This is a genomic window from Rhizobacter sp., from assembly GCA_019635355.1.
In the GTDB taxonomy this organism is placed as follows: Bacteria; Pseudomonadota; Gammaproteobacteria; order Burkholderiales; family Burkholderiaceae_C; genus Rhizobacter.
Window position 1 is genome coordinate 3,606,349 of the sequence record JAHBZQ010000001.1, and the last position, 25,746, is coordinate 3,632,094.

The 25,746-nt window shown below is 68.4% G+C and carries 27 protein-coding genes and 3 pseudogenes; 23 read left to right on the forward strand and 7 right to left on the reverse strand.

The window, feature by feature from the left end:
- Positions 1 to 61 precede the first annotated feature (61 nt).
- From KF892_16480 to KF892_16490, 3 genes are all read right to left on the reverse strand, one after another.
- Complete coding sequence (locus tag KF892_16480; GenBank protein MBX3626619.1) at positions 62 to 415, reverse strand: hypothetical protein; 354 nt, start codon at positions 413 to 415, stop codon at positions 62 to 64.
- A 22-nt stretch (positions 416 to 437) separates the two neighbouring features.
- Positions 438 to 1,043 carry a glutathione transferase GstA gene (gstA, locus tag KF892_16485; GenBank protein ID MBX3626620.1) on the reverse strand — a complete coding sequence of 202 codons (606 nt, stop codon included), beginning with the start codon at positions 1,041 to 1,043 and terminating at the stop codon, positions 438 to 440.
- A gap of 145 nt (positions 1,044 to 1,188) precedes the next feature.
- Positions 1,189 to 2,304 carry an ABC transporter substrate-binding protein gene (locus KF892_16490; protein MBX3626621.1) on the reverse strand — a complete coding sequence of 372 codons (1,116 nt, stop codon included), beginning with the start codon at positions 2,302 to 2,304 and terminating at the stop codon, positions 1,189 to 1,191.
- Positions 2,305 to 2,487: 183 nt separating this feature from the next.
- Between KF892_16490 and KF892_16495 the strand changes: the two genes are divergently transcribed.
- The 6 genes from KF892_16495 (at position 2,488) to KF892_16520 (ending at position 7,667) form a co-directional block, all read left to right on the forward strand.
- Positions 2,488 to 3,381 (forward strand): pirin family protein, encoded by an 894-nt coding sequence (locus tag KF892_16495; protein ID MBX3626622.1) that lies wholly within the window; start codon positions 2,488 to 2,490, stop codon positions 3,379 to 3,381.
- A gap of 66 nt (positions 3,382 to 3,447) precedes the next feature.
- Positions 3,448 to 3,891 (forward strand): VOC family protein, encoded by a 444-nt coding sequence (locus KF892_16500; protein ID MBX3626623.1) that lies wholly within the window; start codon positions 3,448 to 3,450, stop codon positions 3,889 to 3,891.
- Between the two features lie 32 nt (positions 3,892 to 3,923).
- Positions 3,924 to 4,292, forward strand: coding sequence for a glutaredoxin (locus KF892_16505; protein ID MBX3626624.1), 369 nt, complete (start codon positions 3,924 to 3,926; stop codon positions 4,290 to 4,292).
- Positions 4,289 to 5,737 (forward strand): alpha/beta fold hydrolase, encoded by a 1,449-nt coding sequence (locus KF892_16510; GenBank protein ID MBX3626625.1) that lies wholly within the window; start codon positions 4,289 to 4,291, stop codon positions 5,735 to 5,737. Before KF892_16505 ends, KF892_16510 begins: the two co-directional genes overlap by 4 nt.
- Before the next feature lie 14 nt (positions 5,738 to 5,751).
- Positions 5,752 to 6,507, forward strand: a complete 756-nt coding sequence (locus KF892_16515) for an ATP-binding cassette domain-containing protein (protein ID MBX3626626.1) — start codon at positions 5,752 to 5,754, stop codon at positions 6,505 to 6,507.
- A 17-nt stretch (positions 6,508 to 6,524) separates the two neighbouring features.
- A complete protein-coding gene (locus KF892_16520; GenBank protein ID MBX3626627.1) occupies positions 6,525 to 7,667 on the forward strand; it encodes an ABC transporter permease in 1,143 nt (380 codons plus the stop codon).
- 10 nt (positions 7,668 to 7,677) lie between these two features.
- Here the strand turns inward: KF892_16520 and KF892_16525 are convergent, their stop codons facing one another.
- On the reverse strand, positions 7,678 to 8,808 hold the full coding sequence (locus KF892_16525; protein MBX3626628.1) for an SMP-30/gluconolactonase/LRE family protein: 1,131 nt from the start codon (positions 8,806 to 8,808) through the stop codon (positions 7,678 to 7,680).
- 49 nt (positions 8,809 to 8,857) lie between these two features.
- Between KF892_16525 and KF892_16530 the strand changes: the two genes are divergently transcribed.
- A complete protein-coding gene (locus tag KF892_16530; protein ID MBX3626629.1) occupies positions 8,858 to 9,352 on the forward strand; it encodes a GNAT family N-acetyltransferase in 495 nt (164 codons plus the stop codon).
- A 361-nt stretch (positions 9,353 to 9,713) separates the two neighbouring features.
- Here KF892_16530 and KF892_16535 read toward each other — a convergent pair whose 3' ends face one another.
- Positions 9,714 to 10,121 carry a hypothetical protein gene (locus KF892_16535; protein ID MBX3626630.1) on the reverse strand — a complete coding sequence of 136 codons (408 nt, stop codon included), beginning with the start codon at positions 10,119 to 10,121 and terminating at the stop codon, positions 9,714 to 9,716.
- Between the two features lie 162 nt (positions 10,122 to 10,283).
- Here KF892_16535 and KF892_16540 point away from each other — a divergent pair, with 162 nt between their 5' ends.
- From KF892_16540 to KF892_16580, 9 genes and pseudogenes are all read left to right on the forward strand, one after another.
- A complete protein-coding gene (locus KF892_16540; protein ID MBX3626631.1) occupies positions 10,284 to 11,012 on the forward strand; it encodes an autoinducer binding domain-containing protein in 729 nt (242 codons plus the stop codon).
- An 11-nt stretch (positions 11,013 to 11,023) separates the two neighbouring features.
- Entirely contained in the window at positions 11,024 to 11,746 is a 723-nt protein-coding gene (locus KF892_16545; protein MBX3626632.1) for a LuxR family transcriptional regulator, read from the forward strand.
- Between the two features lie 81 nt (positions 11,747 to 11,827).
- Entirely contained in the window at positions 11,828 to 12,550 is a 723-nt protein-coding gene (locus KF892_16550; protein ID MBX3626633.1) for a LuxR family transcriptional regulator, read from the forward strand.
- Between the two features lie 124 nt (positions 12,551 to 12,674).
- Positions 12,675 to 12,818 carry a hypothetical protein gene (locus KF892_16555; protein MBX3626634.1) on the forward strand — a complete coding sequence of 48 codons (144 nt, stop codon included), beginning with the start codon at positions 12,675 to 12,677 and terminating at the stop codon, positions 12,816 to 12,818.
- Positions 12,819 to 12,834: 16 nt separating this feature from the next.
- Positions 12,835 to 13,143 (forward strand): annotated as a pseudogene (locus tag KF892_16560) (biotin/lipoyl-binding protein).
- Positions 13,135 to 14,004 (forward strand): annotated as a pseudogene (locus KF892_16565) (HlyD family efflux transporter periplasmic adaptor subunit). Before KF892_16560 ends, KF892_16565 begins: the two co-directional pseudogenes overlap by 9 nt.
- Before the next feature lie 72 nt (positions 14,005 to 14,076).
- A pseudogene (locus KF892_16570) lies at positions 14,077 to 14,175 on the forward strand (glutaredoxin).
- A gap of 22 nt (positions 14,176 to 14,197) precedes the next feature.
- On the forward strand, positions 14,198 to 16,321 hold the full coding sequence (locus KF892_16575; GenBank protein ID MBX3626635.1) for a peptidase domain-containing ABC transporter: 2,124 nt from the start codon (positions 14,198 to 14,200) through the stop codon (positions 16,319 to 16,321).
- 15 nt (positions 16,322 to 16,336) lie between these two features.
- A complete protein-coding gene (locus KF892_16580) occupies positions 16,337 to 17,608 on the forward strand; it encodes an HD domain-containing protein (protein MBX3626636.1) in 1,272 nt (423 codons plus the stop codon).
- Between the two features lie 12 nt (positions 17,609 to 17,620).
- Here KF892_16580 and KF892_16585 read toward each other — a convergent pair whose 3' ends face one another.
- Positions 17,621 to 17,887 (reverse strand): YkgJ family cysteine cluster protein, encoded by a 267-nt coding sequence (locus tag KF892_16585; GenBank protein ID MBX3626637.1) that lies wholly within the window; start codon positions 17,885 to 17,887, stop codon positions 17,621 to 17,623.
- Positions 17,888 to 18,045: 158 nt separating this feature from the next.
- On the opposite strand from KF892_16585, the gene mnmG reads away from it, so the two are divergent.
- From mnmG to KF892_16610, 5 genes are read left to right on the forward strand one after another with little or no spacing between them, the layout of a single operon-like run.
- The gene (gene mnmG / locus KF892_16590; protein ID MBX3626638.1) at positions 18,046 to 20,010 is read left to right on the forward strand and encodes a tRNA uridine-5-carboxymethylaminomethyl(34) synthesis enzyme MnmG; all 1,965 of its coding nucleotides are present in this window, start codon (positions 18,046 to 18,048) and stop codon (positions 20,008 to 20,010) included.
- The gene (gene rsmG, locus KF892_16595) at positions 20,000 to 20,668 is read left to right on the forward strand and encodes a 16S rRNA (guanine(527)-N(7))-methyltransferase RsmG (GenBank protein ID MBX3626639.1); all 669 of its coding nucleotides are present in this window, start codon (positions 20,000 to 20,002) and stop codon (positions 20,666 to 20,668) included. The genes mnmG and rsmG overlap by 11 nt, the downstream gene beginning before the upstream one ends.
- Positions 20,669 to 20,675: 7 nt before the next feature.
- Positions 20,676 to 21,293 (forward strand): LysE family transporter, encoded by a 618-nt coding sequence (locus tag KF892_16600; protein ID MBX3626640.1) that lies wholly within the window; start codon positions 20,676 to 20,678, stop codon positions 21,291 to 21,293.
- 32 nt (positions 21,294 to 21,325) lie between these two features.
- A complete protein-coding gene (locus tag KF892_16605) occupies positions 21,326 to 22,096 on the forward strand; it encodes a ParA family protein (GenBank protein ID MBX3626641.1) in 771 nt (256 codons plus the stop codon).
- Between the two features lie 15 nt (positions 22,097 to 22,111).
- Positions 22,112 to 22,894 carry a GNAT family N-acetyltransferase gene (locus KF892_16610; protein ID MBX3626642.1) on the forward strand — a complete coding sequence of 261 codons (783 nt, stop codon included), beginning with the start codon at positions 22,112 to 22,114 and terminating at the stop codon, positions 22,892 to 22,894.
- Here KF892_16610 and argC read toward each other — a convergent pair.
- Positions 22,891 to 23,835 carry an N-acetyl-gamma-glutamyl-phosphate reductase gene (gene argC, locus KF892_16615; GenBank protein ID MBX3626643.1) on the reverse strand — a complete coding sequence of 315 codons (945 nt, stop codon included), beginning with the start codon at positions 23,833 to 23,835 and terminating at the stop codon, positions 22,891 to 22,893. The genes KF892_16610 and argC overlap by 4 nt on opposite strands.
- A 47-nt stretch (positions 23,836 to 23,882) precedes the next feature.
- On the opposite strand from argC, the gene KF892_16620 reads away from it, so the two are divergent.
- Both KF892_16620 and KF892_16625 read left to right on the forward strand, forming a co-directional pair.
- Positions 23,883 to 24,464 carry a serine hydrolase family protein gene (locus tag KF892_16620; protein MBX3626644.1) on the forward strand — a complete coding sequence of 194 codons (582 nt, stop codon included), beginning with the start codon at positions 23,883 to 23,885 and terminating at the stop codon, positions 24,462 to 24,464.
- 43 nt (positions 24,465 to 24,507) lie between these two features.
- Positions 24,508 to 25,401: a ParB/RepB/Spo0J family partition protein gene (locus KF892_16625; GenBank protein MBX3626645.1), complete on the forward strand. Its 894-nt coding sequence runs from the start codon at positions 24,508 to 24,510 to the stop codon at positions 25,399 to 25,401.
- Positions 25,402 to 25,746 lie beyond the last annotated feature (345 nt).

The following is a 25,746-nucleotide window of genomic DNA, read 5'->3' on the forward strand; positions in this document are numbered from 1 at the left end:
GTCAGGCCCGGCGAGGGCCTGTAGGACAAGGCCGGCCGCGGGCGCAGGCCGCCTTCTCGATTCAGCGCTGGGGCGCGGCCGGCGTGAGCTGCACCTCGTACTGCGCGCCGCGGCTGCGGTCGCCGAAGAGCAGCGTGCCGCCCGCCCAGCGGTAGCTGGAGAGGAACTCGGCGATCTGCATGCCGCCGTGCATCGTGATGCCCACCAGCAGGCCCTGCTCGAAGCTCAGCACGTAGCGGATGTCGTCGACCCGCAGCGTGAGCGTGCCGTCGGGGTCGACGCGCGCGTCCATCGGGCCGCAGGTGGGCGTGTGGGTGTTGAGGGTGACGCACATGCGCGCGTCGTAGTGGCCCGGGGCCGGCGCCCCGGGCAGCGGGGCGGCCGTGGCCGCCACCAGCAGCGGGAGCATCAGCATGGTGCGAGCCCCCGCGTGCGCGTCACTTGATCAGGCCTTCGGCCTTGAGGGCCGCCTGCACGGTGGGGCGTGCCGCCATGCGGGCCATGTAGGCCGTGATGTTCGGGAAGGCGCTGAGGTCGAGGCCCACGCGGCCCGACCAGTTGAGCACCACGAAGAGGTAGTTGTCGGCCACGCTGTAGTCGCCCAGCAGGTAGGACTTCCCGGCCAGCTGGTCGTTGACGTAGGCCAGGCGGCCGTTGATGCGGCTCTTGGCGGCGTTCTTCAGTTCGTCGGGGGTGTTGGGGTTGAAGAGTGGGCCATAGGACTTGTGCAGCTCGGTGCCGATGAAGGTCAGCCACTCCTGCAGGCGATAGCGCGGCATGGTGCCGTTGGCGGGCGCGAGGTTCTTGGCCGGCACCTGGTCGGCGAGGTACTGCTGGATCGCCGCCACTTCGGTCAGGCGCTCGCCGTTGTCGAGCTCCAGCAGGGGCACGTAACCCTTGGGGTTGATCGTGTAGTAGTCGGTGCCGTCTTCGAGCTGGTGCGTCTTGGTGCTGGCGAGCACGGCCTCGAAGGGCAGGCCGGACTCGAGCAGGGTGATGCGGACGGACAGCGAGCAGGCGCCGGGGCTGTAGTAGAGCTTCATGTTCCGCCTAAGTCGTGGTGAAAGGGGCGGTCATTACACCGCGAGGATGACGGCCCCTCGCCCGGTGGGTACATCGGGCGATCCCCCGAGGGGATTGCGGGCCGGCTTGGGAGCGGCCCGGCGCTCGGCCCGCTCGCGAGCGGCTTCAGCGGACGAAACGGCCGTCGCGCGTCACCTGCACCAGCTCCACGAAGCGCGAGCCGGTGTGGTTGCCGCTGGCGAAGCTGACGTCCATGCCGGCAATGCGCAGCTTGGTGGCGGCCAGCGCTGCATGCAGCTTCTGGCGGTTGAGGTCGCGGCCCAGGCGCTTGAGCCCGTCGAGCATCACGAGGGCGTTCACATACCCCTCGAAGCTGTAGTAGTTGACCGGCACCTTGGTGGCGGTCGCCAGGCGGCGGTATTCCTTCACCGTCGGGTCGACCTCGTTCCACGGGTAGGGCATGACCTGCGAGATGGCCAGGCCGCGGGTCTTCTCGCCGACCACCTTGGCGATGAGGTCGCCGGGCACGATCGACATGCCGTAGAACGACGGCTGCTGCCCACGGGCCCACACCGCCTTCATCAGCTCGCCGCCGAGCGCGCCGCCGAGGTACATGACGATCGCCTGCGGCTCGCCCGCCATCAGCGTGCCGGCCACGGCCGCGGCATCGGTCGCGTCGCCCTTCATGGGCGAGGCCGCCACCGGCTTCAGCTGGTGCGCAGCGAGCGCCTTCTCGATCAGGCGCAGCGCTTCCACGCCGCCGGGGTTGTCGAGGTGGGCCACCGCGATCTTGGTGATGCCGATGGTCTGCAGCTGCTGGATCAGCACCTCGGCCTCGCGGCCGGTGGTGGCGCGCACGAAGTAGGCCGAGCCCTGGGCCTTGTCGCGCGCCGAGTCGGCGACCGCGTAGCCGCCCACGAGCGGGGCGCCGCTTTCCTTCAGCACCTGGCTCGCCGCCGCCGTGGTGCCCGAGCCCACGCAGGCGAAGAAGGCGAAGGCTTTGTGTTCACCCAGAAGCTTCCGGTAGTTGGCGACGGCCTTGTCGGGCTTGAGTTCGTCGTCGAGCGACACCACGCGCACCTTGCGGCCGTTGACGCCGCCCTGCGCGTTGGCTGCGTGGAAGGCGAGGTCGGCGCCGGCCAGCATCATCTTGACCGGCGCGCCCAGCGGGCCGCCGAGGATGCCGCTGTTGCCGAGCACGATTTCGTTGGCGCTCTGGGCCCAGGCGGGAACACCCAGGCTGGCCAGGCCGCCAGCGGCCAGGAAGTGTCTGCGTTGCATGTCGTCCTTTCGCAGTGGGATTTCGGACGCACGTCCGAAGTAGTTGCTTTTCATAAGCAATCTGTGGGGCGGAGCCTACGCTTCTTGTGCTGGCGCGGGGAGTGGGCCAACTCCACATCCTTTGAGCGCTGTGTGCAAAAAGTCTTGAGCGCGGCGCATTTCGTGGCGCATAGAGTGGTTGTCATGAACACCACCACCGCGCTTTCCAGCCCTCCTGCTGTTTTGTCTGTCGCCCGCTCGCGCCGCGTCGAGCGGCTGGTGCAGGGCCAGCCCACGTCCGACGGCGACGGCGTGAAGCTCACCCGCGTGCTGACGCAGCCGCTGCAGCGCCGGCTCGACCCCTTCCTCATGCTCGACGCCTTCGGCAGCGACAGCGCGTCCGACTACATCGGCGGCTTCCCGAGCCACCCGCACCGCGGCTTCGAGACGGTGACGGTGATGCTCGAAGGCCGCATGCGCCACCAAGACAGCGTGGGCAACGTCGGCCTGCTCGAACCCGGCAGCGTGCAGTGGATGACCGCCGGCCGCGGAATCATCCATTCCGAGATGCCCGAGCAGGAAGAGGGCCGCATGGCGGGCTTCCAGCTGTGGGTCAACCTCGCCGCGAAAGACAAGATGACGGCGCCGATGTACCGCGACGTGCCGCCGCAGGGCGTGCCCGTGTTCACCTTGCCCGACGGGGTGAGGGTGCGCGTGATCGCGGGCGAGAGCCACGGCGTGACCGGCGCGGTGACCCGCCCGACCACCGAGCCGCTCTACCTCGACGTGGCGCTGCCTGCGGGCACGTCGTTCGCGCAGCCTCTGCCGGCCGGGCACAACGCCTTCGTCTATGTGTACGGCGGTGCGGTCGAGATCGCGGGCACGCGGGTCGAGTGCGAGCGCATGGCCATCCTCGCCAATGACGAGGCGGCCGATGGCGTGGCGGTGCGCGCGCTCGAGGGCGACGCGAAGCTGCTCGTCATCGCCGGCCGTCCGCTGCACGAGCCCATCGTGCAGTACGGGCCTTTCGTGATGAACACGCCGGCCGAGATCCACCAGGCGATGGCCGACTTCCAGCGTGGGGTGCTCGCGACCTGATCGACGCGGCGCGCGGGGGCGGCCGATACTGGCCGGCCCCGTTTTTCCGTCATCAGGAGCGCGCCCATGATCGAGGTCACCGGCATCGACCACATTTACATCACCGTGTCGGACCTGGCCCGCTCGCAGGTCTTCTACGACACGGTGCTGCGCGACGTGCTCGGCTTTCGCAGCAACCGCTTCTCGATCGGCGGCGACCCGCACGTGCAGTACTACAACCGCCATTTCGGCTACGTGCTGCGCCCCTCGCGCGGCGGTGCGCACGACCCGTATTCGCCGGGGCTGCACCACTTCTGCCTGCGCGTCGACTCCATCGACGACGTGGTCGCGGCCTCGAAGGCCCTGCGCGCCGCCGGCATCGACGCGACCGAGGCGCACCTGCACCCCGGCTACGCGCCCGACTACTGGGCCACCTTCTTCACCGACCCCGACGGCGTGCGGCTGGAGCTCACCAACTACCGCGCCGAGCGGCGCGAGCGGCATGACCACTGGGAGCAGTTGAAAGGCTAAGCTCGCGGCTTCGTTGTTTCGCGAGACCCTCGATGCCGCGCCCCATCCTCGACGAGCCCCTGCTGCACCCGGCCATTCGCGACAAGGTAGCCAACCTGCACGCCGACATCGTGCACAACGTGCGCTCGGCGGCGGCGTCGAACCCGGTGCTGGTGGTGGGCATGGCGCTGAACACGCCCGCGTGGCGCGCCCGGCGGGCGCTCGATGCGGCGGGCGTGCCCTACCAGTACCTGCAGTTCGGCGGCTACCTGGGCGGCTGGCGGCGGCGCAACGCCCTCAAGATGTGGACCGGCTGGCCCACCTTCCCGATGGTGTTCGTGAAGGGCCAGCTCGTCGGCGGCGCGAGCGATCTCGACAAGCTCATCGCCAGTGGCGAGTTGAAGCGCCTGCTGGGGCCATGAGCGGGCACCTCCGGCGCCTGCTCGTCGTCGGCCTCTTGCTGGGTGCGTGGGGGCTGCAGGCGCGGGCGGCGGGACCGGCGCCGTGCCGTGTCGATGGCCTGTCGCACCAGGTGCTGTGCGGCGAGGTGGCGCGCCCGCTCGACCCGGCTGCCGCCTCCGGCCCGCAGATCGCGGTGCACTACGTGGTGGTGCCGGCGCTCGCGCGCAACAAGCTCGCCGACCCGGTGTTCCTGCTGGCCGGCGGCCCGGGGCAGAGCGCGATCTCGCTGGCGGGGCAGGTGATGCCGCTCTTCGCGCGGCTCAACAACCGGCGCGACATCGTCTTCGTCGACCAGCGCGGCACCGGCCGCTCTGCGCCGCTCGTGTGCGACGACCCGCGCCGCCAGTCGGTGGCCGAGCAGGCCGACCCCGAGCGGCAGCTCGCGCAGCTGCGCGAGTGCCGCCAGCGCCTGCAGGCGCTGCCGCACGGCGACCTGCGCCACTACACCACGCCGATCGCGATGCAGGACCTCGACGCCGTGCGCCGCACGCTCGGCGCTTCGCGCATCAACCTCGTCGGCTTCTCCTACGGCACGCGCGCGGGGCTCGACTACCTGCGCCAGTTCCCGTCGCACGTGCGGCGCCTGGTGCTCGACGGGGTGGCCCCGCCCGACATGGCGCTGCCGGCGAGTTCGGCGGCCGATGCGCAGCGCGCGTTCGACGCGCTGCTGGCCGCCTGCGAGGCTGAGCCGGCGTGCCGGCGTGATCACCCGGATCTGCGCAGCGCCTGGTCGGCTTGGCTGGCCCGCCTGCCGCAGCCGGTGAGCGTTCAGCACCCGCTCACCGGGCAGCTGGAGCAGTTCACGCTGACGCGTGCGATGGCGATGTCGGCGGTGCGGGGTGCGCTGTACACGCCGGTGCTGATGCAGGCGCTGCCGGTGGCCATGCACGAGGCGACGCTCGGCCGTCCGCAGGGGCTGCTCACGCTCGGCAGCAGCCTCACCGGCCGCAAGGGCTCGGGCCTTGCGATGGGCATGCATTTCTCGGTGGTGTGCAGCGAAGACCTGGCGCGCGGGCGGGCGCTGCCCGACGCTGCGGAGGGTGACTTCGCCGACGGCCGCACGCTGTATGAGAAGGCCTGTGCCGACTGGCCGCGTGGCGAGCTGCCCGAGGCGTTCTACCGGCTCGGCACGAGCCCGGCCCCCGTGCTGCTGCTGAGTGGCGGGCTCGACCCGGCCACCCCGCCGCGGCATGGCGAGCGGGTGGCGCAGGCGCTGGGCGCGAGGGCGCGGCACGTGGTGGTGCCCCATGCCGGCCACGGCGTGCTCGGCGTCGGCTGCGGGCCGGAGCTGCTCACCCGCTTCATCGACCTGGCCGACGAGGCGGCGGCACTCGCACTCGACACCCGCTGCGTGCAGGGCGTGCCGCGCCCGCCCGCGTTTCGGCCGCTGGGGAGCGTGCAGTGATCGAGGTGCACGGCGTGGCCAAGCAGTTCGCCGCGGCGCGCAGCGGCTGGCGCCTGCAGCGCTCGGCGCCGGTGCTGGCGGTGCGCGACGTGAGCTTCCGCGCCGCCGATGGCCGCATCACCGGCCTGCTCGGGCCCAACGGCGCCGGCAAGACGACCACGCTGCGCATGCTGGCCGGCCTGATGGCGCCCGACGCCGGCACGCTCACCGTCGAAGGCGTCGACGTGGCGCGCGCGCCGCAGGCGGCGCAGGCGCGCATGGGTGTGTTGAGCGATGCGCGTGGCCTCTACCCGCGGCTCACCGCCCGCGAGAACATCGTCTACCACGGCCGCTTGCACGGGATGGCGCGCGAGGCGGCCAACGCCCGCGCCGAAGCGCTCGCGCAGATGCTCGAGATGACGCCCCTGCTCGACCGCCGCACCGAAGGCTTCAGCCAGGGCGAACGCATGAAGACGGCGCTGGCCCGCGCGCTGGTGCACGACCCGCGCCACATCGTGCTCGACGAGCCCACCAACGGCCTCGACGTGGTGGCCACCCGCGCCTTGCGCGACACGCTGCGCTGGCTGCGCTCGCCCGAGGGCGGCGAGAAGTGCATCGTGTTCTCGACGCACATCATGCAAGAGGTGGAGCGCCTGTGCGACGAGGTGGTGGTGGTCTCGCACGGGCGCACCGTGGCGCACGGCACGGTGGACGAGCTGCTCGCGCAGACGGGCGAGCGCGACTTCGAGCAGGCCTTCGTGAAGCTCGCCTTCCCCGAGGTGCTGCCGTGAAGCTCGTGTGGGCGGTGATGTGCAAGGAGCTGGTCGATGCCTTGCGCGACCGGCGCACGCTGGCGATGGTGCTGGTCTCCGCGGTGCTGCTCGGGCCGCTGGTGCTGGTGGCCTTGTCGAGCCTCCTGGCCTCGTTCGAGGAGCGCGCCGAGCGGCGCGAGGTGGTGGCGGTGGGCATCGAGCATGCACCGGGGCTGGCCAACTTCCTGGCGCGGCAGAGCATGACCGTGAAGCCGGCGCCGACGAACTACGAAGACCTGTTGCGCCGCTCGAAGCTGCACGAGGCGGTGCTGGTGGTGCCGGCCGGCTTCGAGGAATCGCTGCTGCGCGGCGAGCAGCCGCAGGTGGAGGTGGTGCAAGACAGCGGCAACCGGCCCTCGCAGGCGAGTGCGGCGCGGGTCTCGCGGCTGCTGCAGGCCTACGCGCGCGAGCGCGGCTCGATCGGGCTGATGCTGCGCGGGGTGTCGCCGGAGCTGCTGTCGCCGATCGCGGTGCAGGAGCGCGACCTCGCCAGCACGCAGGCGCGCGCGGCGCAGCTCACTGCGATGCTGCCCTTCTTCATCATGATGGCGGTGCTCTACGGCGCGCTGAACGCGGCGCTCGACACCACAGCCGGCGAGCGCGAGCGGGCCTCGCTGGAGCCCTTGCTGATGACGCCGTCGCCCCGGGTCGCGCTGGTGCTCGGCAAGTGGGCGGCGGTGGCGTCGCTCGCGATGCTGATCGCGGTGCTGAGCTGCCTCGGCTTCCTGCCGGCGCAGTGGCTCTTGCGCAGCGACACGCTGCAGGCGATGTTCCAGTTCGGCTGGGTCGAGGCGCTGTGGTTCCTCGCGGTATTGCTGCCGTTTGCCGCGGCCTTGTCGGCGGTGCTGATGGCGGTGGCGATCCGCTGCAAGACCTTCAAGGAGGCGCAGGCGGCCAGCACGCTGGTGGTGCTGGCGGTGTCGCTGCTGCCGCTGATGACCACCTTCAACCAGAGCGGCGAGGCGCCGTGGCACCTGTGGGTGCCGGCGCTTGCGCAGCACACGCTGATGACCAAGGTGCTGAAGGGCGAGGGCGTGGGCCCCGAGCAGCTGCTGGTGCCCGTCGTCGCCTGCGTGTTGCTGACGGCGCTCGGCGTGGGCTACGTGGCGCGGCGCTTGCGCGCCGCCGCGCTGCGGTAGGCCGCGGCGTTCAGAGTCCGGCTTTCTTTTTATCGAGCCAGCCGAGCGACTTGGCGTGCAGGCTCTGGATGTAGAGCCGGTCGTCGGCTTCGGTGACGGCGGTGGTCTCGGGGTAGGTGCCGGTCGGGTCCTGCAGGTCGAGCAGGACCTTGCCCGATTCGTCGAACGCGACCACGTGGCCGTAGGCCGGCGGCACCGGCCACAGCGCCTTGGGCAATCTCATCGACAGCGAGCGCAGCCAGGGCTTGCCGGCGCTGTTGTCGATGAAGGCGCCGCGCGGTTTCACGAGGCCCATCCAGACACGGCCGTCCTGGCCGCGCATCAGGTTGTCGGGGTAGCCGGGGAGGTTTTGCATCAGGATGCTCGCGGTGGCCGTCGGGGCTTTGGCGCTCACGGCCGTGGCGCTGGTGGCGACCTTCCAGACGCGGTACTCGCCGGTCTCGGCGACGAAGAGGTGCTGCTCGTCGGCGGAGAGCGCCACGCCGTTGGGGAAGCACAGGTCGGCGAGCAGCACGCGCGTCGCCTTCGTCGCGGGGTCGTACTCGAGCAGGCGGCCGGTCGACTGGTGCTCGATGATGTCGAGCACGCTCGCGTTGAAGGTGCCACCCCAGGCCTTGGCGCCGAAGCGCTGGCTGGCGTCGGTGAAATAGATCTTGCCGCTCTTGGCGACCACCACGCCGTCGGCATAGGCGATGGGGGTGTTGTCGACGCTGTCGGTGAGCAGCTCGAGCTTCACGCTCGCGCCGCTGCCGGTGGCGCGGAAGAGGCCGCCGTGCGGGCCGGCCATCGGATCGGCGATGACCATCGCGCCATCGGCATCGAAGTCGAAGCCGAGCGGGCGGCCGCCGGTCTGGATGACCACCTCGCGGCCGGAGCCGTCGGGGCGCATGCGGATGATGGCGCCGCTTTCCACCGCGATGTAAAGCCAGCCGTTGCGAAAGACGATGTGCTCGGGGCCCTGGTGGCTGCCGAGGTCGAGCAGCTCAAGCCCGGCCAGGCGGGTGTTGGCCGCATGCGCGCCGGTGTAGCCCGGCGTCGGCGCCGCGGTCCACGCGACCGGCTTCACCGGCACCGGCCACGCCAGCAGGTAGGCCACGAGCGCGGCGACGACCACGAACAAGGCGAGCAGCAATCGGCGCATCGGAAACCTCCTCCTTTGAATGGGGCCCGAGTATGCGCATGATGTGCGCATGAATCAGCCCGTTGCATCCCTGAGCCTCACCTGGCGCATTGCGCGCCTGGAGGAGCTGTCGCCCCTCGAACTGGCCCGCCTCTATCGCGCGCGGCAGACGGTGTTTGCCATCGAGCAGAACAGCATCTACCTCGACGCCGACGAGGCCGACGAGCACTCGTTCCACATCGCCGCATGGTCGCCCGCGCACGCGATGCCGCTCGCCTGCGCCCGCCTCGTCGACCCCGGCGTGAAGTACGCCGAGCCATCGATGGGCCGCGTGGTCACCACCGCCGCGGGCCGCGGCGCCGGCCTCGGCCGCGAGCTGGTGGCGCGTGTGCTGAGGCTGTCCGACGAGCGCTTCCCGGGGCAGGGCAATCGCATCTCGGCGCAGTCGTACCTGCGCGGCTTCTATGGCAGCTTCGGCTACCAGGCGGTGGGCGAGGAGTACCTGGAAGACGGCATCCCTCACATCGAGATGCTGATACCGGCCGGCCCCATGGCCCGTCAATGACAAGTTCTTGGCATTGGCCCCCGCGCCGGAGCGGCTTAGTCTTTGCCTGTTGCCGACACGGCAAACGCATGGACCCCTGCTCCACGAGAGAGGGGCCGACGTGGACAGGCTCCCGGGTCGGGGAGGACACAAGGGAGGCGTGAGGTCTGCAGCAGCCGACGAGCGGCCGCCACCATCACGCCAGCCCGAGGGCCTGGCCACGTCGGCATCCATCGGCCCGCTGGCGCTCAGCCGGGCTCGCACGATCCGCATCGGGTCTCCAACCGGGTTGCTCTCGCAACCTGCACCTACCGGGGTGTTTCCCAGGCCACCCGTGCCCGTGCGGTGGCCTGTCTTTCTTTGTGCCTGTGCGTTGCGAGCCTCAGTGCTCCACGCGCTCCAGCGCGCGTTGCACCTCGCTCTGCCAGGGCAGGGCGTGCACCAGCTCGTTGAGGCACAGCGTGGCCTCGAAGCCGGTGAGCACCTTGCCCTTCATGCCCACGAACTGCAGGTTGGTGACGAGCCCGAAGGGGTCGGCCATCGCGACCACGCCTTCCTGGATCTCGACCCAGTCCCAGGCCACGCCGGCCGCGCCTTCGCCCGACGGGCCGCCCCAGAGGGTCTGGCCGGTGGTGGGGCTGTCGGCATCGCCGGGCTTGAGCACGCGGGTTCCGAGGTGCACGAAGTTGAGACTGGGGGCCTGCTGGATGGGGCAGGTGACGGGGGGCCACGCACACACGATCCACGCGGGCGCGGCAGCGACATGAGGTTTGGACAATGGGCGCAGCATGAGAGTCCGATGGTTGTTGGAGTGGCCGCATGGTGCGCACAAGCCGGGCCCTTCGCAGCTGTCAACCCTGCCAGCTGTCAAACATGACAGGTGTAATCTGTGGCAGGTCGCCGGTCGTGGGCGACACTGCTCAGCAACAAGTGCCTTCAGGGCCAAACAGGGATGGATCACGAGTTACATCACGGCGACTACCTCGCGGTGCATGAGGTGTCGACCGCAGACGAGCTGCAGGCGTGCGTGGTGCGTTTCGCGCAGCGGCTGCAGTTCCAGACGGTCTCGCTCACCACGGTGCTGGAGCGGCCGGGCGACGAGCCGGAGTTCCGCTCGGTGCACAACACACCGGCGGCTTACCGCGACAGTTTTGCCAACCTCGACGACGCCAAGGTCGACCCCGTCAGCCAGCACTGCAAGCACAGCCACCGCCCGCTGGTGTGGGACCAGTCCACCTACGCGCACGCAGGGCAGGGCGCGGCTTGGGAACACCAGGCGCAGTACGGCTACCGCACCGGCATCGCGGTGGTGCACCACTTGCCGAACGGGCGCCACATGATGTTCGGCCTCGACCGTGCCGCGCCGCTCGTGCCCAACTCCGCCGAGGTGACCCGCGCACTCGCCGCGGCGCAACTCTTTGCCACCTACGCCCTCGAGCCCGCGATGCGTTTGCTCGCCCCGCCCGAGCTGGAGCAGCACAAGGGCCTGGCCCTCTCACCGCGCGAACTCGAAGTGCTGCGCTGGACGATGGAAGGCAAGACCGCCTGGGAGATCGGGCGCATTCTTGGCATCGCGGAAAACACGGCGATCCGGCACGCGCACAACGCTTCAAGAAAGCTCGGGTGTTCGAGCAAGCACCATGCGGTGGTGAAGGCGTTGAGGTTGGGGTTGATTCAGTGAGGAAGGCCGACATGCTTCGAGGCGGTTCCCTCGCCGTGTTCGAGGCGCGCACGCCCGACGAACTGCATCGGGCGGTGGAGCGCTTTTCAGGACAGCTGGGCTTTCAGACTTACTCGGCCGCGGCGGTCATCGATCACCTTCGGGGTGATGACCCGGCGCAATTTTTCTCCGTGGAGAACACGCCTGAGGACTATCTGGACGCCTACAACGATCCTGCGCGTGCGCGCCTCGACCCTGTCATGCAGCACTGCAAGTGGAACAGCGTTCCTTTGGTGTGGGACCAGGCGACCTACGTGAAGGCAGGGCGTGCCGACTTGTGGGAGCAGCAAGCTCAGTTCGGGTATCGATTCGGCATCACCATGGCGATGCACCTGCCAGGAGGGCGTCACTTCGTCTACGGCGTCGAACGCGATCAGTCCTTGCCGAAGTGCCCGGACGAGATTACCCACGTCGTCGCATCGCTCGTGATGTTTGCCGTCCATGCTCAGGATGCCGCGATGCGTGTCCTGCTGCCTCCGAGCACGCCGACGGCAGGCGTGCCCGCTCTGAGCCCGCGAGAGCTCGAAGTGCTGCGCTGGACGATGGATGGCAAGACCGCCTGGGAAGTGGGCCGCATTCTGGGGATCGCGGAAGACACGGTGGCTCGTCATGCGCACAGTGCGACGCGCAAGCTGGAGTGTTCGAGCAAGCACCATGCGGTGGTGAAGGCGTTGAGGCTCGGGTTGATCCAGTAGGCGGTGCGGCCACGCTTCCTTTCGTATCATGGCCGCCGAACGCTGTCGGCGAAGGCCGTGAACATGTCGAGGGTCTAGCTCATGTCAAGCCTGCTTCAAAGTGGCTACTTGTCCGTCCTTGAGGCCAAAACGAAGGACGAGTTGCTTGCACACGTCGTGCGGTTTGCGCGGGACCTTGGCTTTCAGACGGTCACCGCATCAACCGTCATCGACCATTTCATCGGCGATTCAGAGTTCATTTGGATCGACAACGCGCCGGCGGGGTATCGCGAGATCGGAGAGGACCGCAATACCGCCAAGCGCGATCCCGTGATGCAGCATTGCAAGCACAAGAGCGTCCCCATCATTTGGAGCCAAAACACCTACCTCGATGCCGGTCAGGCTGAGGTGTGGGAGGAGCAAGCTAGGTTTGGGTACCGGCATGGCATCTGTCTTGCACTCCACATGCCCGAGGGGCGGCACTTCCTGTTCGGCGTGGACCGCGACCAACCCTTGCCCAAGGATGTGACGGAAATTACCCGCATGGTCGCTGCGTTGCAGCTCTACGCGGTGCACGCACAGGAAGCTTCGGTTCGCTTGTTGCAACCGGCTGTGGTCTCCCAAGAAGGGCCCTCTCTCACACCGCGTGAGCTCGAAACGTTGCGGTGGACGATGGAAGGGAAGACCGCTTGGGAGGTGGCCAACGTCCTGGGCATCAGCGAACGCACTGCCGTGCTGCACGCGAACAACGCGATGCACAAACTCGGGTGTGTCAACAAGCACCAGGCGGTTTTGAAAGCATTGCGACTGGGGTTGATCCGCTGAGTTGGCTCACCCCGGGGTTTCTCGGAGTGCATCCCTGTAAGAGCTGACAGTTACCGGCCGTCGTGGTGGCTGCTGCAATGTGTTCAGTGCACATCGCCTTGTGCACAGCCCACAGGAGCACACCATGCAGCCCACCACCACCAAGAGCGTTCCCGGTTCCAGCGTTTCTCCCAAGCAGCAGCCTGGGCAAACAGTTCCCGCGCCGCAACCGCTGCCGCCGGAACTGCTGCGGCAGGTGTCCGGTGGCGCCCCCCGCCCCATGTGGTGATTGTTGGTAACGGGCCATGCCCTCCCTCTTCCGCCCTGAAGTCGTCGAAGGTCGACGGCAACAGTGGCTGGGCAGCATCCAGCTGATCCGGCCGGTATCCCTCGCCGTGCTCACCGCTCTCGTCGCCCTCACGGCGGCGGCGGCGGCAACATACCTATCGCTCGGGGAGTACACGCGCAAAGCACGTGTGAGTGGATACCTGGTGCCGGATCGGGGCGTGATCCGACTCGTGCCGCCGCAGGCGGCAACTGTCGTCGAGCGGCACGTGGCGGAAGGGCAGGTGGTCAAGCGTGGCGACGTGCTCTTCGTGTTGTCGATGGAGCGGGCCACGCTCCGCGGCGACACGCAGGCCGCCGTGCAGGCCTCGCTCGCGGCCCGCGAGAAGAGCCTCAAACAGTCGACCGAACACCAGCAGCGCCTGCAGCAAACGCAGGCGGCTGCGCTGCAGCGGCAGATCGCCGACATGCAGCAGGAACTGTCGCAAATCGGCGCCGAGGCGGCATTGCAAGCGCAGCGCCTCGCGCTCGCGCAGCAGGCGCAGGCGCGGCTGGAGTCGCTGCGCAACGACAACTTCGTGTCGTCTGCGCAGGTGCAGGCCAAGGCCGAAGAGGTGCTGGGCCTGCGCGCCCAGTTGCAGAGCCTGGAGCGCCAGCGTGCCGTGCAACAGCGCGAGATCGGCAACCTCGAAGCGCAGGCGCGCGAGCTGCCGTTGCGCATGCAGGCACAGCAAGGCGAGCTGGAGCGTGACCTCGCGGTCGTCGCGCAGCGCTCGGCCGAAAGCGAAGCGCAGTCGCGTCTCGTGGTGCGCGCGCCCGAAGACGGCATGGTGACCGCCGTGGTCGCCGAGCGCGGCCAGCCGGTCACGCCGGGCGTGGCGCTCGCCAGCCTGCTGCCGGCCGATGCCAAGCTGCAGGCGCATCTGTTTGCGCCGTCGAGTGCGGTGGGTTTCCTGCACTCGCACCAGGCGGTGCAGCTGCGCTACCAGGCCTATCCGTATCAGAAGTTCGGCCACCACGCGGGCGAGGTGCTGCAGGTGTCGCGCACGCCGCTGCAGGCGGCCGAGCTGGCGGGACTTTCACTGCCAGCGCGCGCGGCCGACGACCGCGAGCCGCTGTACCGCATCACCGTGTCGCTGGACCAGCAGGCGGTGCAGGCCTACGGGCGTGCGCAGCCGCTCGCCCCCGGCATGCAACTCGACGCCGACGTGCTGCTCGACCGCCGTCGCCTGATCGAGTGGATCTTCGAGCCCCTGCTGAGCGTGACGGGGCGCGTATGAACCGCCAAGGAAACGCCGGGCCGTCCCAAGTTTCCTTGCCCCCCTCGGGGGGCGGGCTGGGCGAAGCCTGGACCTGGGGGCAGCACTTTCTCGGGTTGTATTGATGCTGGACTCACTCCACCTCGGCTGGGGCGCACGACGCGTTCCGATGATCCTGCAGACCGAGGCCGCTGAATGCGGCCTCGCTTGCTTGGCGATGGTCGCGTCGCAGCTGGGGCTGCGTACCGATCTGCCCACGCTGCGCAAGCGCTTCTCGCTCTCGCTCAAGGGCGCGACGATGGCCGATCTCGTGCGCATGGCCGGGCGCATGCAGCTGAGCCCGCGGCCGCTGCGGGCTGAGATGGAGCACTTGCCGCAGCTGGCCTTGCCCTGCGTGCTGCACTGGGACCTCAATCACTTCGTCGTGCTGACCGAACTGCGCGGCGACGTGGCGGTGATCCACGACCCGGCGCGCGGCGTGCGCCGCCTGCGCCTGTCGGAGGTGAGCCAGCATTTCACCGGCATCGTGCTGGAGCTGTCGCCCGCGCCCGACTTCAAGCCCAAGGAAGAGAAGCAGTCGATCAGCATGCGGCAGATGATGGGCCGCGTGTCGGGCTTGCGCCGCTCGCTGGGCCAGATCTTCGTGCTGGCGCTGGCGCTCGAAGCCTTCATGCTGCTGTCGCCTTTCTTCATGCAGTGGGTGGTCGACGGTGTGCTGGTGAGCGCCGACCGCGACCTGCTGCTCACGCTGGGCCTGGGCTTCGGCCTGCTGGTGCTGCTGCAGGTGGCCACCGGCGCCATCCGCTCGTGGGCGGTGCTCTACCTCTCGTCGACGCTCAACCTGCAATGGCTGGGCAATGTGTTCGCGCACCTGATGCGCCTGCCGGTGAGCTGGTTCGAGAAGCGCCACACCGGCGACATCATGTCGCGCTTCGGGGCCATCCAGAAGATGCAGGAGACGCTGACCACGAGCTTCATCGAAGCCGTGCTCGATGGCCTCTTGGTGGTGCTGACGTTTGCGGTGATGTGCATCTACAGCGTGACGCTCGCGGCCATCGCCGCCGGTAGCGTGGCGATCTACGCGCTCTTGCGCTGGGCCTTCTTCCGGCCGCTGCGCGAAGCGACCGAAGAGGAGATCGTGCACACCGCCAAGCGCTCGACGCACTTCCTCGAATCGCTGCGCGGTGTGCAAAGCATCAAGCTCTACAACCGCCAGGAAGACCGCCACGCCGAGTTCATGAACAAGGTGGTCGATGCGATGAACGCCAACATCGCCACGCGCAAGCTCGACCTGCTGTTCGGCGTGCTGCACAAGCTGGTGTTCGGGCTGGAGCGCATCGCCGTCATCTGGGTCGGCGCGCTCTTGGTGATGGACCACCGCTTCTCGGTTGGCATGTTGTTCGCCTTCTTCGCCTACCGCGAGACCTTCTCCACGCGGGTGAGCGGCCTGATCGACAAGGTGGTCGAGCTCAAGATGCTGAAGCTCGAAGGCGAGCGCCTGGCCGACATCGTGCTCACCGCGCCCGAGGCCGAGCCCGATGTGCCGGCGCGCGAGCGCGATGAGCAACCCGCACGGCTGGAGCTGCGCAACGTCAGCTTCCGCTATTCCGACAACGAGCCCGAGGTGTTGAAGGACGTGAGCTTCACCATCGAGCCGGGCGAGTCGGTGGCGATCTCGGGGCCTTCGGGCTGCGGCAAGACCACGCTGCTCAAGATCCTGCTCGGCATCCACGAGCCGCAATCGGGCGAGGTGCTGGTGGGCGGCGTGCCGCTGCGGCAGCTCGGCCTGCGCAGCTTCCGCGACAGGGTGGGCACGGTGATGCAGGAAGACCAGCTCTTCGCAGGCAGCATCACCGACAACATCAGCTTCTTCGATGCCCACGCCGACCCGGCGTGGGTGGCCCAGTGCGCGCGGCTCGCGGCCGTGCACGACGAGATCGAAGCCATGCCCATGGGCTTTCACACGCTCATCGGTGACATGGGGGCCAGCATCTCCGGCGGGCAGAAACAGCGCATCCTGCTGGCCCGCGCGCTCTACAAGCGACCCCAGATCCTCTTCCTCGACGAAGCGACCAGTGCGCTCGACGTGGACCGCGAACGCCTGGTCAACCAGGCGGTGCGCCAGCTCGACCTCACGCGCGTGATCGTGGCGCACCGGCCCGAGACCATCGCCTCGGCGTCACGCGTGATCGTGCTGAAGGATGGGCATGTGGCTCAAGAGCTTCGCACCGTGGGTGCGGGGCGCTAACCCGTTTCACTGCCGATGCACCTGTCTCTCTCACCGGGGAGTGAGCCCAACCCTCATGCGCTGGCGGCGCTGACGCATGCGGCCGAGAGCCACGCGATCGTGGCGTGCCAGGACATCGTCGACAGCCGCGGCGTGAAGCTGTGGGCGCGTGGGCAGCCGGTGTCGGCCGCCTTGCAGCAGCGCCTGCTGGAGCGGCGGCTCAAGCAGCCGGTCGAAGCCTGCCTGCTGGCGGAAGACGGCGTCACGCCGTTCACGCTGATGCATGACCTGCAGGTGCTGCTCGAGTCGCAACACCCGCTGGCACCGGCACTGCGTGCGCACGGGCGCGAGCTGGTGGCGCAGCTGAAGCAGATGCCGCTGCACGCGGTGGCGCAGCTGCTGCTGACCACCGCCGCCGCCTCACGCCCGCAAGCCCTCGCGCATGCGGTCACCGGCATGGCGCTCGCGGGCGCGATGACGGCGAGCCGCCAGGCGTCGTCGCTCGAGATTCGCTTGGCCATGCTGGGCGGGCTGCTGCACGACATCGGCGAGGTCTACATCAACCCCGCCTTCCTCGACTACACGCAGGCGCTCGACCTGCTTGGCCACAAGCACCTGGTGGTGCACCCGCGCGTGGCGCAGATGCTGCTGACCGGCCTGACCGACTACCCCAAGGCGCTGGGGCAGGGCATCGCCGAGCACCACGAGCGGCTCGACCGCTCGGGCTACCCGGCGCGGCTGGGGCCCGATGGTTTGTCGACGCTCGGGCGGGTGCTGTCGGTGGTGGAGCTCACGCTCGGCAGCATCAACGACGCGCATGCACCCTTGACCCGTGCAAGCTTCGCGTTACGCGTGGTGCCGGGTGAGTTCGACCCGACCTGGTCGGCCTTCGTTTGCGAAGCGGCCCATGAGGCGGCGGAAGATTTCGCCCTCGACCAGCAGCCCGAGGCAGCCACGCTCGCCGCGCAGCTGGCCGAGATCGACCAGCAGATGGCCGCGGCCCACCAGCTGGCGAAGGAGCTGAACGAGCAGCGCCGCACCTCGCAGATCACCGAGGTGGTGGCCGATGCGCTGCACCGGCTGGAGCGGCTGCGCGTGGCGTGGAATGCGCTCGGGCTGTGGGGCGAAGAGGCGGTGACGGCCGGCATGGCGCCGCTCGAGCGGCTCGAGCTGGTGCTCGCCGAGAGCGAGCTGCGCCAGCGGCTGCGGGCGTTTCACCGCGAGTGTTTGTTGCTGAGCGAGGGGCTGACCGAGGCCGAGAAATTCCGGCTGTCGCCACTGTGGCAAGGGCTGTTGGAGCCGATGTGATGCGCCCGTGGGTCAGGGCGCGGTGATCTGCTCCACGTGGCCCAGCCAGCGCATCGCCTGCTCGCGGTTGTCGCCGCACATTTCGGCGGAGGGTTGCAGCGAGCTGCACACGGCGGGGCGATCGGGGTGGCCGAAGATCGCGCAGGCGTTGTCGGCCGTGAGGTGCAGGCAGCGCACGCCCGCCGGCTTGCTGATGCCGTTGACGAGCGGCATGCCGGGGATGGGCGACGAGATCGAGGGTGCGATGCAGCAGGCGCCGCAGCCGGGTCGGCAGTTCATGCGCCGATTATTTGACGGGGCGTTGGCCGGTGGAGCAGGTCTTGGTGTGCTGCCCGTGACGCCCAGGGCCGGCCCACCTAAAATTCACGCCCTGCCTGCACGGGCGTGTTCCGGAGCTGACTGAACACTGCGCCCCGTGCCCCTCTCCCGGAGCCCCCATGTTGTATCCCCATGAATTCGACGTGATCGTCGTCGGCGGCGGCCATGCCGGCACCGAAGCTGCGCTGGCCGCGGCGCGCATGGGCGTGAGCACGCTGCTGCTCACCCACAACATCGAGACGCTCGGGCAGATGAGCTGCAACCCGTCGATCGGCGGCATCGGCAAGGGCCACCTGGTGAAGGAGGTCGACGCGCTGGGCGGGGCGATGGCTGCGGCCACCGACGAATCGGGCATCCAGTTCCGCATCCTCAACGGCTCCAAGGGGCCGGCGGTGCGCGCGACCCGGGCCCAGGCGGACCGCATCCTCTACAAGGCGGCGATCCGTCGCCGGCTGGAGAACCAGCCAAACCTCACGCTCTTCCAGCAGGCGGTCGACGACCTGATGGTCGAGGGTGACAGGGTGGTGGGGGCTGTCACGCAAGTTGGCATTCGCTTCCGGGCCAAGGCCGTGGTGCTGACGGCGGGGACCTTCCTCGACGGCAAGATCCACGTCGGCCTGCAGAACCATGCGGGCGGCCGGGCGGGGGACCCGCCGGCGGTATCGCTCTCGGCACGGTTGAAGGAGCTGAAGCTGCCGCAAGGGCGCCTCAAGACCGGCACCCCGCCGCGGCTCGACGGGCGCACCATCGATTTCTCGGTGCTGACCGAGCAACCCGGCGACCTGGACCCGGTGCCGGTGTTCAGCTTCATGGGGCATGTCTCGCAGCACCCGCAGCAGGTGCCGTGCTGGATCACCCACACCAACGAGCGCACGCACGAGATCATCCGCTCCGGCTTCGACCGCAGCCCGATGTTCACCGGTGTGATCGAAGGGGTGGGGCCGCGCTACTGCCCGAGCATCGAAGACAAGGTGAATCGGTTCGCCGACAAGGATTCACACCAGATCTTCCTGGAGCCCGAGGGCCTGACGACGCACGAGTTCTACCCCAACGGCATCAGCACCAGCCTGCCGTTCGACGTGCAGCTGGCGGCCGTGCGCTCGATGCGTGGCCTGGAAAACGCCCACATCCTGCGGCCCGGCTACGCCATCGAGTACGACTACTTCGACCCACGCGGGCTGAAGGCGAGCTTCGAGACCAAGGTGATCCAGGGTCTGTTCTTCGCCGGGCAGATCAACGGCACCACCGGCTATGAAGAGGCTGCCGCCCAAGGCCTGTTCGCCGGCATCAATGCCGCGCGGCAGGTGCAGGGCCGCGAGGCCTGGACGCCGCGCCGCGACCAGGCCTACCTCGGCGTGCTGGTCGATGACCTCATCACCAAGGGCGTGACCGAGCCGTATCGCATGTTCACCAGCCGCGCCGAGTTCCGGCTGCAGCTTCGAGAAGACAACGCCGACCTGCGGCTGACCGAGATCGGCCGCGAGCTGGGCTTGGTCGACGACGAACGCTGGGCGGCCTTTAACCGCAAGCGCGACGCCATCGCCCGCGAGACCGAGCGCCTGCGCTCGACCTGGATCCACCCCGGCTCCTTGCCGGTGGACGCCGCCGAGCGCCTGCTCGGCAAGGCCATCGAGCGCGAGTACAACCTGGCCGACCTGTTGCGCCGGCCGGGGGTCGACTTCGACGCGGTGGCCGAAGTGGCGGCCGTGGCGAAACCTGAGGCCGGTGTTTCACGTGAAACACTGCGCCAGGAATTCGGGGATGAGCTGGCCGATGCGGTGGTCGAGCAGGCCGAGATCAGCATCAAGTACGCCGGCTACATCGACAAGCAGAACGAGGAAGTGGAGCGCGCCGCCCACTACGAGGGCCTGCGCCTGCCGGCCGAGCTGGATTACGCCCAGGTCACCGCCATCAGTTTCGAGGCACGCCAGAAGCTGGCGCTGCACCGGCCCGAAACGCTGGGCCAGGCCTCGCGCATCTCGGGCATCACGCCTGCGACGATTTCGCTCCTGCTGATCCACCTGAAGAAGGGCCGATTCAAGGGGTTTGCGGCCAACGAAGCGTCGGGCCGCAATGCCGCTTGAGCCGTCCATCGAATCCTTGCGCGACGTGCTCCTGAAGGGGGCCAAGGCCCTGGGGCTGTCGCTGAGCGACGCCCAGTGCACCGCGCTGCTCGGCTACGTCAGCCTGATGCAGAAGTGGAACGGGGTCTACAACCTGACCGCCTTGCGCCGGCCGGCCGAGATGGTGACGCACCACCTGCTGGACAGCCTGGCCGTGCTGCCCGCCTTGCGGCGACACCTGGCGGGCAAGCCGGCGCGCGTGCTGGACGTGGGCAGCGGCGGTGGTTTGCCCGGGGTGGTGCTCGCCATCCTGGAGCCGAAGCTCGAAGTGACCTGTGTCGACACCGTCGGCAAGAAGGCCATCTTCGTGCGTCAGGTCGGGGTGGAGCTGAAGCTGCCCAACCTCTTCGCCGTGCACGCCCGGGTGGAAAACCTGCGCCTGCCCCCGTTCGACGTGATCACCTCCCGGGCCTTTGCCTCGCTGGCCGACTTCACCCGTCTCACCCGGCATCTGGCCGGCGAGCGGACGGCATGGATGGCGATGAAGGGCAAACAACCCGACGAGGAGGTCGCCGCGCTGGCGGCAGACTGGTCGGTGTTTCACGTGGAACAACTGGCAGTGCCAGGCCTGGATGCCGAACGGTGCCTGGTCTGGATCCGCAAATCCCCCTCGGCGTGAGGCGCACATGACGGTCTTTGGGATCTCCGACTTCGGCACCTATTGCCTTTCGATCCTGGTGTTCCTGGCCCTGCCGGGGCCGGGCACGTTTGCGCTGCTGACGTCGACCGCCAAAGGCGGCTTCCGCGCCGGGGCCGCGGCGACGCTGGGCCTGATCGTGGGCGACCAGGTGCTGCTGTGGGCCGCGGTGGCCGGGGTGGCGGCCTTGCTGGCGGCGCACCCGCTGGTGTTCCAGGCGATCCAGTACGCCGGGGCGGCCTACCTGGCGTGGATCGGGCTGAAGCTGATCTTCGCGAAGGAGGGTGGGGCGTCGCCCATCCACATCGAGCCGCGCCGCTACCTGCGCCAGGCCTTTCTCATCACCTTGCTGAACCCCAAGGCCATCGTCTTCTACATGGCCTTCTTCCCGCTCTTCATCAACCCGGCCACGCACCAGGGTGGGGTCACGTTTGCAGCGATGGCCGTGACGATTGCGCTGATCACGCTGGTCTACTGCCTCACGCTGTGTGCCTTTGCCGGGCTGGTGACGCAACAGGTGAAGGCGCACAAGCGGCTGGCCAAGGCGCTCGAGCGCATCGCCGGCGTGTTCCTCGTCGGCTTCGGCATCCGTCTTGCGGCGCCCTGAGTGCTCTTTCTTCCCCACCTCCCGGATCGGCCATGACCCGAATCTTTTGTGTTGCCAACCAGAAAGGCGGCGTCGGCAAGACGACCACCACCGTCAACCTCGCGGCCGGTCTCGCCCGGATCGGCCAGCGTGTGCTGGTGGTCGACCTCGACCCGCAGGGCAATGCGACGATGGGCTCGGGCGTGGACAAGCGGGCGCTCAAGCTCAGCGTCTACGACGTGCTGCTGGAGTCGGCCTCCATCGCCGAAGCCCGCCAGCGCAGCGAGAAGGTGGGCTATGACGTGCTGGGCGCCAACCGCGAGCTGGCCGGCGCCGAGGTCGAGCTGGTCGAGCTGGAGCGCCGCGACAAGCGCCTGAAAGCCGCCCTCGAAACCGTGCGCAACGACTACGACTTCGTGCTGATCGACTGCCCGCCCTCTTTGAGCCTGCTCACGCTGAACGGCCTGTGCAGCGCCCACGGCGTGATCGTGCCCATGCAATGCGAGTACTTCGCGCTCGAAGGGCTGAGCGACCTGGTCAACACCATCAAGCAGGTGCACGCGAACCTCAACCCCGACCTGCAGATCATCGGCCTGCTGCGGGTCATGTTCGACCCGCGCATCACGCTGCAGCAGCAGGTGAGCGAGCAGCTCAAGGCGCACTTCGGCGACAAGGTGTTCAACACCGTGATCCCGCGCAACGTGCGCCTGGCCGAGGCGCCGAGCTACGGCTTGCCCGGCGTGGTGTTCGACCCCGCCTCCAAGGGCGCGCAGTCGTTCATCGAGTTCGCCGAAGAGATGGTCAAGCGCATCCAGACGCTCTGACGCCCCCGACGACCGATGCAGCTGCCCGTCTCCGACCTCAACCCGCGCTTCGACAGCCAGCTGCTGTCGCGTGTGGAAGACGCCGGGCTCAACGCCAGTGCGCCGCCCCAGCAGCGCTGGGTCGATGGCTGGCTGGTGCGTTTCTCCGCCGGCAAGGCCAAGCGCGCGCGCTGCATCAACGCGGTGGCCGACGGCCGCCTGAGCGTCGCCAGCCGGCTGGCGCAGTGCGAGCAGGTGTTTGCCGAGGCGGGGCTGCCTCTGGTGGTGCGCATCACGCCCTTCACCCGCCCGACCCACCTCGACGACACCCTGGCCGAGATGGGCTTGCGCAGCATCGACGACACGCGGGTGATGGTGCTGGATCGGCTCGAGTCGCTCGCCACGCCGGATTGGCCGGCTGGCTGGTCCGCGCACAACATCGGCCTCGACCCGTTCGCCCAGCGGGTCGGCGCCTTGCGCGGCTCGCCCCTGTCGCAGCGACAGGCCCACGCCGAGCGGCTGCTGCATTCGCCGGTGCCGTTCACCGCCTTCGAGCTGAGGGAGCAGGGCGAGGTGCTCGCCTGCGGACAGTACGCGATGGAAGGCGACCTGGTCGGGCTCTACGACGTGTTCACGGCCGAAGACGCCCGAGGCCGCGGTTGCGCCAGCCGCCTGTGCCTGCACATGCTCGCGCACGCCCGCTCACGCGGGGCGCGGCATGCCTATCTGCAGGTCGAGCACGACAACCACGCCGCCCGCGCCATCTACCACCGGCTGGGTTTCTCAGACGGCTACGCGTACCACTATCGGGTCCGTTAGACCAAGCCGAGCGACTCGTCCACGCCCAGGTGCACGTTCATCGACTGCACTGCCGCGCCGCTGGCGCCCTTGCCCAGGTTGTCGATGCGGCACATCAGGATTGCCTGGCTGTCGTTGGCGAACACGAAGACGTCGACGTTGTTGGTGTCGTTGTTGGCCTGCACGTCGAAGAAGCCCGATTCCAGCGTCGCCGCATCGCGCAGCGGCTGCACCCGCACGAAGCGCTCGCCGGCATAGCGCTCGGCCAGGGCCTTGTGCAGCGCATCGGGCGTGATGCCAGGCTTGAGCTGTGATAGATGCAAGGGCACACTGACTGCCAAACCCTTGAGGAATGGGCCCACGATGGGCTGGAAGATCGGCGGCGTCTTGAGCCCGGTGTGGGCCGACATCTCCGGCACGTGCTTGTGCGCCAGCGTGAGGCCGTAAGGGCGGGGCGCGTCGAGCTTCGGGTCGCCGCCGGCTTCGTACTGCTCGATCATCTTCTTGCCGCCACCGGAATAGCCGGTGATCGACGTCGCGCTGACCGGCAGCGTGGGGGCCACCAGGCCGGCGTCGACCAGCGGGCGCAGCAGCAGGATGAAGGCGGTGGAGTGGCAGCCGGGGTTGGAGATGCGCTTCGAGGCGCGGATGCGATCGCGTTGGTCGGGCGCCAGCTCCGGCAGGCCGAACACCCAGTCGGGCGCCACACGGTGCGCGGTGCTGGCGTCGATCACGCAGGTGTTGGGGTTGTTCACGAGCGCGGCGGCTTCCTTGGCGGCCGCGTCGGGCAGGCAGAGGAACGCGATGTCGGCGGCGTTGAGCAGGCGGGCACGCTCGTCGATGTCTTTGCGGCGCTCGGGTGCGATGCGCAGGACTTCGATGTCGCTGCGGTTCGCCAGATACTCGTTGATGCGCAGGCCGGTCGTGCCCTCCTGGCCGTCGACGAACACCTTGTAAGTCATCTCCATCACCTCTGAATTCAAAGAAGCCGACAGGATACGGCAGCCACATGACGACACCGCCCACCACCCCCTTGTCCGCTTCGCTCTCGCCAGTATTCCGTGTGCTCTTGCTGCCGGGCTGGCTCGATTCCGACGCGGCGCATTGGCAGTCGCGCTGGGAGCAGCGGCACGGCGACCGCCGTGTCACGCAGGACGACTGGCAATGGCCCAAGCGTGGCGACTGGATGGCGCGGCTCGAAGAAGTGCTGCTGCAAGACGACACCCCCGCGGTGCTGGTGGCACACAGCCTGGGCTGCCAGTTGGTCGCCGCGTGGGCAGCCCATTCGCAGCACACGGCGCGGGTGGCCGCCGCCTTGCTCGTGGCGCCGCCCGACGTGGAGCGCGTCGACATGCCGCCGCAGCTGGCGCCGTGGCGGCCCATCGTGCGGGCGCGGCTTCCATTCCCGAGCACCGCCGTCGTGAGCCACGACGACCCTTACTGCGCGCCTGAGCGGGCCGCCGAGATGGCGGCGCAGTGGGGCTGCGAACTCGTGTCGGTGGGTGATCGTGGCCACCTCAACGGCGAGTCGGGCCTGGGCGACTGGCCCGAGGGCCGCGCGCTGCTCGACGCCTTGTTGGCCCGCACCTGAGCCCCGGCGCGGGCCGCCGCGGTTGATCGGACAGAATGCGCGCATGGTCACGAAGAAACCCAAGGGCTTAGGCCTGGGCCTCGAAGCACTGCTCGGCCCGAAAGTCAGCGACACCCCAGCGCCCGCGAACGAAGGCGCCCCTCGCACGCTCAAGCTCGCGCTCTTGCAGCCCGGCAAGTACCAGCCGCGCACGCGCATGGACGAAGGCTCGCTCTACGAGCTGGCCGAGAGCATCAAGGCGCAGGGCATCATGCAGCCCATCCTCGTGCGGCCGGTGGGAGAAGGGCGCTACGAGATCATCGCCGGCGAGCGCCGCACACGCGCCGCCAAGCTCGCGGGCCTCGACGACGTGCCGGTGCTCGTGAAGGACGTGCCCGACGAGGCCGCCGCCGCGATGGCGCTGATTGAAAACATCCAGCGCGAAGACCTCAACCCGCTCGAAGAAGCGCAAGGCATCGCGCGCCTCGTCAACGAGTTCCACCTCACGCACGAGCAGGCCGCACAGGCTGTCGGTCGTTCAAGAAGCGCTGCGAGCAACCTCTTGCGTTTGCTCAACCTGGCCGAGCCGGTGCAGCAGATGCTGATGGCGGGCGACATCGACATGGGCCATGCGCGCGCGCTGCTGCCGCTCGAAGGTGCGCAACAAATACTGGTTGCCGCGGAAGTGGTCGGCAAGAAACTCAGTGTGCGCGAGGCCGAGAAGCTCGTGGCGAAGACGGCCTCGGCGCGTCAAAAGCCCCTGCTGCGCATCGCGAAAGAGAAATCACGCGATATTTCACGCATCGAGGAAGAGCTGTCGGATGCACTCACGGCGCAGGTCGAGATCCGGGTGAAGAAGCGCACCAAGCGTGGCGAGCAAGGCGAGGTGGCGATTCAGTTTGGTTCGTTGGATGAGCTCAACGGCCTGCTTCAAAAGCTTGGCTTGTCCGACGCGTAGGCGTATCTTGAGGGCGGCGTGATCTGGTTGACGTCGAATTCCATGAGGAACTCTGAATGTCACATGACGCTCTGTGTTGGAAGGAAGTGTTTTCATCAATGAAGGGCATGGGGTGGCAACGGCACACTCCTTGCAAAGCTTGAACAGCGGTGATATTTCGCTTCTTCTCAACACATGGTTGTGCACACAATGAATCAAGCTTGATCACACGAATGACGCGCTGACAACGACAACGACAACGCGTAGCGGCTGACGAACAGGAAAGCTCTGATGGAGCCTTGAAGCGGGTTTCATCAGAACTTCCCCAGACGTCACCGAGGTGGCCCCTCGGTGGAGTCTTCCTGA

Bases quoted from the DNA above. Each gene is read 5' to 3' on its own strand.
- KF892_16480 (MBX3626619.1), bottom strand. From the start codon at position 415: ATGCTGATGCTCCCGCTGCTGGTGGCGGCCACGGCCGCCCCGCTGCCC.
- gstA (MBX3626620.1), bottom strand. From the start codon at position 1,043: ATGAAGCTCTACTACAGCCCCGGCGCCTGCTCGCTGTCCGTCCGCATC.
- KF892_16490 (MBX3626621.1), bottom strand. From the start codon at position 2,304: ATGCAACGCAGACACTTCCTGGCCGCTGGCGGCCTGGCCAGCCTGGGT.
- KF892_16495 (MBX3626622.1), top strand. From the start codon at position 2,488: ATGAACACCACCACCGCGCTTTCCAGCCCTCCTGCTGTTTTGTCTGTC.
- KF892_16500 (MBX3626623.1), top strand. From the start codon at position 3,448: ATGATCGAGGTCACCGGCATCGACCACATTTACATCACCGTGTCGGAC.
- KF892_16505 (MBX3626624.1), top strand. From the start codon at position 3,924: ATGCCGCGCCCCATCCTCGACGAGCCCCTGCTGCACCCGGCCATTCGC.
- KF892_16510 (MBX3626625.1), top strand. From the start codon at position 4,289: ATGAGCGGGCACCTCCGGCGCCTGCTCGTCGTCGGCCTCTTGCTGGGT.
- KF892_16520 (MBX3626627.1), top strand. From the start codon at position 6,525: ATGTGCAAGGAGCTGGTCGATGCCTTGCGCGACCGGCGCACGCTGGCG.
- KF892_16525 (MBX3626628.1), bottom strand. From the start codon at position 8,808: ATGCGCCGATTGCTGCTCGCCTTGTTCGTGGTCGTCGCCGCGCTCGTG.
- KF892_16530 (MBX3626629.1), top strand. From the start codon at position 8,858: ATGAATCAGCCCGTTGCATCCCTGAGCCTCACCTGGCGCATTGCGCGC.
- KF892_16535 (MBX3626630.1), bottom strand. From the start codon at position 10,121: ATGCTGCGCCCATTGTCCAAACCTCATGTCGCTGCCGCGCCCGCGTGG.
- KF892_16540 (MBX3626631.1), top strand. From the start codon at position 10,284: ATGGATCACGAGTTACATCACGGCGACTACCTCGCGGTGCATGAGGTG.
- KF892_16545 (MBX3626632.1), top strand. From the start codon at position 11,024: ATGCTTCGAGGCGGTTCCCTCGCCGTGTTCGAGGCGCGCACGCCCGAC.
- KF892_16550 (MBX3626633.1), top strand. From the start codon at position 11,828: ATGTCAAGCCTGCTTCAAAGTGGCTACTTGTCCGTCCTTGAGGCCAAA.
- KF892_16555 (MBX3626634.1), top strand. From the start codon at position 12,675: ATGCAGCCCACCACCACCAAGAGCGTTCCCGGTTCCAGCGTTTCTCCC.
- KF892_16575 (MBX3626635.1), top strand. From the start codon at position 14,198: ATGCTGGACTCACTCCACCTCGGCTGGGGCGCACGACGCGTTCCGATG.
- KF892_16580 (MBX3626636.1), top strand. From the start codon at position 16,337: ATGCACCTGTCTCTCTCACCGGGGAGTGAGCCCAACCCTCATGCGCTG.
- KF892_16585 (MBX3626637.1), bottom strand. From the start codon at position 17,887: ATGAACTGCCGACCCGGCTGCGGCGCCTGCTGCATCGCACCCTCGATC.
- mnmG (MBX3626638.1), top strand. From the start codon at position 18,046: ATGTTGTATCCCCATGAATTCGACGTGATCGTCGTCGGCGGCGGCCAT.
- rsmG (MBX3626639.1), top strand. From the start codon at position 20,000: ATGCCGCTTGAGCCGTCCATCGAATCCTTGCGCGACGTGCTCCTGAAG.
- KF892_16600 (MBX3626640.1), top strand. From the start codon at position 20,676: ATGACGGTCTTTGGGATCTCCGACTTCGGCACCTATTGCCTTTCGATC.
- KF892_16605 (MBX3626641.1), top strand. From the start codon at position 21,326: ATGACCCGAATCTTTTGTGTTGCCAACCAGAAAGGCGGCGTCGGCAAG.
- KF892_16610 (MBX3626642.1), top strand. From the start codon at position 22,112: ATGCAGCTGCCCGTCTCCGACCTCAACCCGCGCTTCGACAGCCAGCTG.
- argC (MBX3626643.1), bottom strand. From the start codon at position 23,835: ATGACTTACAAGGTGTTCGTCGACGGCCAGGAGGGCACGACCGGCCTG.
- KF892_16620 (MBX3626644.1), top strand. From the start codon at position 23,883: ATGACGACACCGCCCACCACCCCCTTGTCCGCTTCGCTCTCGCCAGTA.
- KF892_16625 (MBX3626645.1), top strand. From the start codon at position 24,508: ATGGTCACGAAGAAACCCAAGGGCTTAGGCCTGGGCCTCGAAGCACTG.